This window comes from Collinsella sp. AM40-7AC (assembly GCF_003468125.1).
Classification (GTDB): Bacteria; Actinomycetota; Coriobacteriia; order Coriobacteriales; family Coriobacteriaceae; genus Collinsella; species Collinsella aerofaciens_O.
In genome coordinates, this window is sequence record NZ_QSGK01000014.1 from 35,927 (window position 1) to 41,926 (window position 6,000).

5 protein-coding genes and 1 tRNA gene are annotated in these 6,000 nt (G+C 59.9%); 1 reads left to right on the forward strand and 5 read right to left on the reverse strand.

Annotated elements, in window-relative coordinates; genetic code table 11:
* Positions 1 to 127 precede the first annotated feature (127 nt).
* Entirely contained in the window at positions 128 to 2,083 is a 1,956-nt protein-coding gene (pknB, locus tag DW892_RS09650) for a Stk1 family PASTA domain-containing Ser/Thr kinase (RefSeq protein WP_117767222.1), read from the forward strand.
* A 279-nt stretch (positions 2,084 to 2,362) separates the two neighbouring features.
* Here the strand turns inward: pknB and DW892_RS09655 are convergent.
* The 5 genes from DW892_RS09655 to DW892_RS09675 all read right to left on the reverse strand — a co-directional run bounded on the left by DW892_RS09655 (position 2,363) and on the right by DW892_RS09675 (position 5,846).
* Positions 2,363 to 2,438: transfer RNA gene (locus DW892_RS09655), tRNA-Arg, on the reverse strand.
* A 125-nt stretch (positions 2,439 to 2,563) separates the two neighbouring features.
* Entirely contained in the window at positions 2,564 to 2,962 is a 399-nt protein-coding gene (locus DW892_RS09660) for a DUF956 family protein (protein ID WP_117564941.1), read from the reverse strand.
* 120 nt (positions 2,963 to 3,082) lie between these two features.
* A complete protein-coding gene (locus DW892_RS09665; protein WP_117564942.1) occupies positions 3,083 to 4,003 on the reverse strand; it encodes a PTS system mannose/fructose/sorbose family transporter subunit IID in 921 nt (306 codons plus the stop codon).
* A gap of 16 nt (positions 4,004 to 4,019) precedes the next feature.
* Positions 4,020 to 4,838, reverse strand: coding sequence for a PTS mannose/fructose/sorbose transporter subunit IIC (locus DW892_RS09670; protein WP_117767224.1), 819 nt, complete (start codon positions 4,836 to 4,838; stop codon positions 4,020 to 4,022).
* Between the two features lie 18 nt (positions 4,839 to 4,856).
* Positions 4,857 to 5,846, reverse strand: a complete 990-nt coding sequence (locus DW892_RS09675; protein ID WP_117637934.1) for a PTS sugar transporter subunit IIB — start codon at positions 5,844 to 5,846, stop codon at positions 4,857 to 4,859.
* Positions 5,847 to 6,000: the final 154 nt, after the last annotated feature.

The following is a 6,000-nucleotide window of genomic DNA, read 5'->3' on the forward strand; positions in this document are numbered from 1 at the left end:
ATGATCGAATCGGACACCCGAGGCGCGCCGCGGCCGAAGAGTTAGCGGCAACGCGCCACACGGTCCCAGCGGCCACATCGTAGGTACTACACACATCGTTGAGCGAATAGTTATGTTAGGAGCAGGAATGGAACAGAGGGTCCTCGGGGGAAGATACCTCCTCAAGGATAAGGTGGGAACAGGCGGCATGGCGACCGTCTACCGTGCACAGGACCAGGTCCTCGACCGCACGGTAGCCGTCAAGATCATGCTGCCACAGTATGCTGGCGACGCAACCTTCGCCGCACGCTTTAAGCAGGAGGCACAGGCAGCAGCCGGTCTCTCCTCCCCCTATATCGTGGGCGTCTACGATTGGGGCAAGGACGGCGACACCTATTACATCGTCATGGAGTACCTGCGCGGCACTGACCTTAAGAGCGGCATCAAGAGCCACGGCGCCCTCGACCCCAAGAAGGTCGCCCAGATCGGCTCGCAGATCAGCTCTGCGCTTTCGGTCGCCCACAAGCACGAGATCATCCACCGCGACATTAAGCCGCAGAACATCATGGTGCTGCCCGACGGCAACATCAAGGTAATGGACTTTGGCATCGCACGCGCCAAGAACAGCCACCTCACGCAAGACAACAACGTGCTGGGAACCGCCCACTACGTCAGCCCCGAGCAGACCCGCGGTCAGGACCTTGGCCCCACCTCGGATATCTACTCGCTGGGCGTCGTGATGTACGAGTGCGCCACCGGCCGCGTGCCCTTTGACGGTGATGACGCCATCTCGGTCGCACTCAAGCAGGTCAACGAACTGCCTATTCCGCCGAGCCAGATCAACTCCGGTGTCGACGCCGACCTTGAGCGCATCATCCTCAAGTGCATGGAGAAGGACCCGGCAAACCGCTTCCAGACCGCTGACGAGCTGCGTCAGGTGCTCAACAGCTACCTGTCGGGCCGTGCCGTCAACATCTCGGAGCCCACGCGTATCATCGGTGCCCCCAGTGAGCTGGGCGCCACCAAGACTCGCGAGCTTTCCGATCAGACGCGCGCCATGGTGCGTCCCGTCTCGGGCGTGAGCGGCCAGAATACCGCCCGTAGCTCGGTTTCGGGCTCCACCGGCTCCTACGAGGTCGAAAAGCCCAAATCCAACAAGAACAAGATCATCGCCGCTGTGGTGGCAGCTGTTGCCGTCATCGGCATCGTTGTGGCCTTTGCTACTGGGCTCTTTGGCGGCGAGCAGGTCCCCGTGCCCGACGTGCTGGGCAAGGACCAGCAGACTGCCGTCGAGCTGATCAAGGAAGCCGGCCTCGAGGTCGGCACCATCGACCAAAGCTACAACGACGATGTCGACGAGGGCAAAGTCGCCGAGCAGACGCCCAACGGCCACACCAAGAAGGCCAAGGGCACCAAGGTGAACCTGGTAATCTCCAAGGGCCCCAAGCCCTCCGAGAAGGTTGAGGTTCCCCGGCTTGTCGGCCTGACCAAGGACCAGGCAGAAGCCGCGCTGGCAAGCGTTGGTCTGAAGGGCAACGCCTCCGAGGAGGCCAACGAGGCCGATGAGGGCCAGGTCTTTGAACAGGGCACCGAAGCCGGTAAGGAAGTCGAGAAGGGCACGACCATCTCGTACAAGGTCTCGAGTGGCCCGGATACCACGTCCGTCCCCGACCTAACCGACATGACCGAGGCCCAGGCGCGCAACGCCCTCGATATGGCAGGCTTTGGCGTCGACGTGAGCTACCAGGAGAACGACTCGGTTACCGAGGGCACCGTGATCAGCTGGAACCCCAGCGGCAAGCAGAAGCCCGGCGCCACGATTACCGTCGTCATTGCCAAGAAGTCCGGCAAGGCCTCCGTCCCGGGCAACCTATACGGCAAGAGCATTTCCGCCGCCGTTACCGCGCTCAACAACGCCGGTTTCTATAACATTGGCTTCTGTGACCAGAACGGCAATCCCGTGAGCGGTAACGAGGATGCCACCGTTACGGGCGTCTCCCCCACCGGCAAGCAGTCCACCGACAGCACGATTACGCTGACGGTTGCACTTTCTGGCTCGGGTTCGGGTTCGGGTACGGGCGGCGATTCCGGTACGACCAACTAGTCGCCACCCAACCGCTCATTACGGCTCTCGCCGCAAACATATTCGCTCACAGGCGCCCGCTTGCTCCCCCAGCAAGCGGGCGCTTCATTTTTGATATGGCATTGAACCAGAAAAGCCCGGCACCGTGGCGGTACCGGGCTCGATATTCCTCTGGTGCCCCCGGGCGGATTCGAAAACTCCCCCCGCGGGGAAATAAGTGACGCGGGTGTCGACGGTCCGAATCCGACCTTTAGACCAGAAGAGCCCGGCACCGTAGCGGTACCGGACTCGATATTCCTCTGGTGCCCCCGGGCGGATTCGAACCGTCGACACCCGCTTTAGGAGAGCGGTGCTCTATCCCCTGAGCTACGGAGGCATGTCGTATTAGTGTAGCAGATTTGCGCCACCAACATGCAGCGCACAGCCGCTCTTCGAGATAGTCATCTGCGACGTTCTTTAATGACAAGTCGTTTAAGAACGTCCCTAATAACTACCCAACGACTAATTGCCTTTGTGGAAAAGGTTCTTGATGACGGAGGGGATGCTCTTGGCGCCCTTGGCCGTCACATCGATAAAGTCGGGCGAACGAACGAGCTTGTCCTCGTCAATGTACTTACGCACCGCGCGAAGCGTTTCCTTGTCATTGCGCGTCGAAAACGTAAAGTGGCCATTCTCTTTGGTAAAGATGGCGAAACGCGTAATCTTCTTGGTGCCGCGCAAAACCTCGGCGGCAATATAGTCGACCTCGTCCCACGGGATTTGGATATAATCCTCGGGATTACGCTCGTTATAGTACTCAAACGCCTTATTGCCCACCATCACGTTACCGTGACTGGTAAGCCCCATCAGGCAGGTTGCCGGCGTTGCCAAATCGACCGTGCTGTTCTGAGATTGCGCCATACGCGCCTCGCCCTCCAATAAAAACAATCGGACCGCATCCAGTGTACCCACCGGGTGCGGTCCGTTTCAATGGCTCAAAAGCCCTTGCCCAGCAACTCTCGGTCTTAAGCCGAAGCGTGCTTACATGAAGCCGCAGACGCGACCGATGATGCCGACGGCGAAGAGAGCCAGGATGATGACGATCGGGCTGACCTTCTTCTTGAGGAGCTTGCAGACCAGAAGGGTCAGGCACACGGCGGCAAGGCCGGGGATGAGCTGATCGAGGTTGGCCTGAAGCGTGGTGACCTTCACCGGGTCGAGCGCGTTGGCACCGACAGAGCTGTACATCGTCAATGCCTGCTTGATGCCCTCAGAACCGGCGGGCAGGTTGGCCCAGTCGATATAGGCGCCAGCGGACTGCGTGACCTTGGAGACGACCGGGGTGAAGGAGATGGACACCCAGCGCTCGACCAGGGCGCCGATGATGAACATACCCAGGATGGAAGCACCCTCGGTGACCTTGCCCATCAGACCGCCGGAGAGGTCCTTGGCGATGGAGGAGCCGACCTTGTAGCCAAACTCCTGCGTGTACCACAGGAAAGCGTAACGGATGATGTTCCACGCGAAGAAGAACAGCAGCGGACCGGCGATGCTGCCGGACAGGGCCAGGGAAGCGCCCAGTGCACCCAGAATCGGGCGAAGGGTGAACCAGAAGGCGGGGTCGCCGACGCCGGCGAGCGGGCCCATCATACCGACCTTGACGCCCTGAATGGCGACGTCGTCAATCGGAGCACCGTTGGCGCGCTCCTCCTCGAGGGCGAGGGTAACGCCAATGACGGGGGCGGAAACATAGGGGTGGGTGTTATAGAACTCCAGGTGGCGCTTAAGAGCGGCAATCTGGTCATCCTTGCTGGTGTAGAGCTTCTTGATCGCAGGGATCATTGCGAAGCACCAGCCGCCGTTCTGCATACGCTCGTAGTTCCACGAGCCCTGAAGGAACTGATGACGGAAGCAAACCTTCTTACGGTCAGCCTTGGTGAGCTGAATCTTGTTCTCTGCCATATGTATCACTCCCCTCCTACTCGTAATCGTTCAGAATGTCGCCGAGCGGGTCACCGGAGCCACCGCCCATGCCGCCACCCTGCTTGGCCAGATCCTTAAGGCCAAGGTAGATGAGGGCAAGGGAGATGCCGATGAGGCCAAGGGCGATCAGCGTGAGCTGAGGGATGGCAGCAAGGACAAAGCCGAGGATGAAGAACGGCCAGGTCTCCTTGGTGGCCATCATGTTGATGACCATGGCGTAACCGACGGAAGCGACCATGCCGCCGCCGACAGCCATGCCGCCGGACAGCCAATCGGGCATAGCGTTAAGCGCGTTGGTAACGGCCTCGGCCGGGATGATGCACAGAAGTACTGCCGGGATGGCGATACGAACACCCTGCATGAGGATGCCGGCGTACTGCCAACGCTCGATGCCGGCGAAGTCGCCCTTCTCGGCGCAGGCGTCCATGCCGTGAACCATAGCGGTAGCCAGGGTACGGCAGATCATGGTCAGGAACAGACCAGCGACCGACAGCGGGACGGCGACGGCGATGGCGGCGGTAACGGCCTTGGCCGAATCGGTGACGCCACCGTTGAGGGCGAGCACCATGATGATCGAAGAAGCGACCGAGGCCAGAGCGGCGTCAGGCGCGACGGCGGCGCCGACGTTAGCCCAGCCAAGGGCCATCATCTGGAGCGAACCGCCCAGGAGGATGCCCTCCTGAAGGTGACCGGTTACGAGACCGATAAGCGTGCATGCCACGAGCGGCTGATGGAACTGGAACTCATCCAGAATGCCTTCCATACCGGCAAGCAACGCGACAATCGCAACAAGCAGAATAGTGATTGCAGACATGTATCGGACCCTCCTTTACTATGCTTGAGCGGCCAGTTCGGCCTTTGCTTTCTTCAACATGGCGTCGAGATCCTCGGAGGAATCCGAAGGAACCTTGCGGACCTCGAACTTGACGCCCTTGGCCTTGAGAGCCTCGATGGTCTTGACGTCGTCATCGCCCATAGCGACAGCGTTAGTGACGACGACCTTGCCCTTGGAGTGGGCCATGGAACCGATGTTGGCTTCCTTGATGTCGACGCCGGCCTCGATGGCCCTGAGCAGATCCTGCGGGTTCTCGAACAGCAGCATCGCCTTGGTGTCGCCAAAGCGCGTGTCCTTGACGACCTCGGCCATCTTCTTGATGGGCACGACGTTGGCATGGACTCCCGGAGGGGCAGCCTGCTCGATCATGGTCTTGCGGAGCTCGTCGTGAGCAACGCCGTCGGAGACCACGATGATGCGGTTGGGGTTGATCTGCTTGGTCCACGTGGTGGCCACCTGACCATGCAGCAGGCGCGTGTCGATACGGACGTGGGCGATCTTGATGTGCCCGTCGCCGATCACCGTTCCCGGAGGAATGGCACCCGCAGGAGCAGCGGCGGCCGCAGCCGGCTTCTTCTCCTCGGGCTCCAGAGACTCGGGCTTGACGCGCACGCCGGCCTTAGCCTCAGTCACGAGATGTTTTGCGATCGCATGTGCAGTGTTCTTTGCGTCAAAGCGCTGCGAATATGCCTCGATGAGCATAGGCAGGTTGACACCGGTGACGATAGCCCAGGAATCATGGCCCTCGATGAGACCGCTGATCTGGTTGAAGGGCGTGCCGCCCCACAGATCAACGAGGAAGAGCACCTGCTCCTGGTCCTCGAAGGAAGCGACTGCTTCCTCGACCTTGGCTCGGAAGTCGTCGGGGCCCATGCTCGGCTCGAGCGAGACCACGGCTACAGACGGCTGATCGCCAAAGACCATCGAGCCCGTCTGCTTGATTCCAGCCGCCAAGTCACCATGGCTAGCAAGAACAATACTTACCATCACATAACCTCCTTTTTGTCTACGTAATTCCTACACGACAGTTATGGAGTATAGCTGCAAATACAGCAGAATTGTTTGAAAAACTGCAAAAGGTAGCATTATTTGTTTAAACCCTTGATTCTCATTTTCATTGCAACAGCCTCAGGACTCAGCG

What these genes read in the sequence shown, in the direction of transcription:
- pknB (WP_117767222.1), top strand. Translation starts at nt 128, where the DNA reads ATGGAACAGAGGGTCCTCGGGGGAAGATACCTCCTCAAGGATAAGGTG.
- DW892_RS09660 (WP_117564941.1), bottom strand. Translation starts at nt 2,962, where the DNA reads ATGGCGCAATCTCAGAACAGCACGGTCGATTTGGCAACGCCGGCAACC.
- DW892_RS09670 (WP_117767224.1), bottom strand. Translation starts at nt 4,838, where the DNA reads ATGTCTGCAATCACTATTCTGCTTGTTGCGATTGTCGCGTTGCTTGCC.
- DW892_RS09665 (WP_117564942.1), bottom strand. Translation starts at nt 4,003, where the DNA reads ATGGCAGAGAACAAGATTCAGCTCACCAAGGCTGACCGTAAGAAGGTT.
- DW892_RS09675 (WP_117637934.1), bottom strand. Translation starts at nt 5,846, where the DNA reads ATGGTAAGTATTGTTCTTGCTAGCCATGGTGACTTGGCGGCTGGAATC.